This is a genomic window from Dietzia massiliensis, assembly GCF_018390595.1.
In the GTDB taxonomy this organism is placed as follows: domain Bacteria; phylum Actinomycetota; class Actinomycetes; order Mycobacteriales; family Mycobacteriaceae; genus Dietzia; species Dietzia massiliensis.
This window is the reverse complement of the sequence record NZ_JAHBAV010000224.1, coordinates 1-428: the sequence shown is the minus strand read 5'-3', so window position 1 is coordinate 428 and position 428 is coordinate 1. Positions and strand designations below refer to the sequence as shown.

General features: G+C 50.2%; 1 protein-coding gene. It reads right to left on the bottom strand.

Annotated elements, in window-relative coordinates; genetic code table 11:
- Nucleotides 1–237 precede the first annotated feature (237 nt).
- Nucleotides 238–428, bottom strand: a 191-nt coding sequence (locus tag KHA85_RS16960) for a hypothetical protein (protein WP_213186693.1), incomplete at its 5' end; no start/stop codon positions are given.

Here is a 428-nt window from a genome sequence, read left to right as displayed (position 1 = left end):
GATTGCGTACTGAGGATTCTTCCACCAAGTGAAGAAGAAAAATTTCCAGTCGAGGTTTGATAACGTTTTGCCCTGCAGCTGTGCTTTCTCGGCCGTCTGGCAATAGTCGAAGAAATACCCAGCACGCCCCTCGGCTGTACTCTCGATAGTTGTAAAGCAATCTGTCGATACTGCCTCAAAGGCGCCAGTGACGATTTCACGGGCCTTGTCCGGATACTTAGCGCAGATCTTGCGGAACTAATAAACGTGCAGATCACGAAGCGTGCCGCCAAGAAATGACGTGCTGACGTAGAGAGAGCCGCCATTATTGAAAACAAGCTCACCAACTGCGTCGTTCTTTGCCGGGTTCGCCTTTCTGATCAGCGCCGGCAGGTTGTCGTAGGCATATTTGACCTTTTCCCTAAACAAGCGCTTTGCGTCATTTAAGG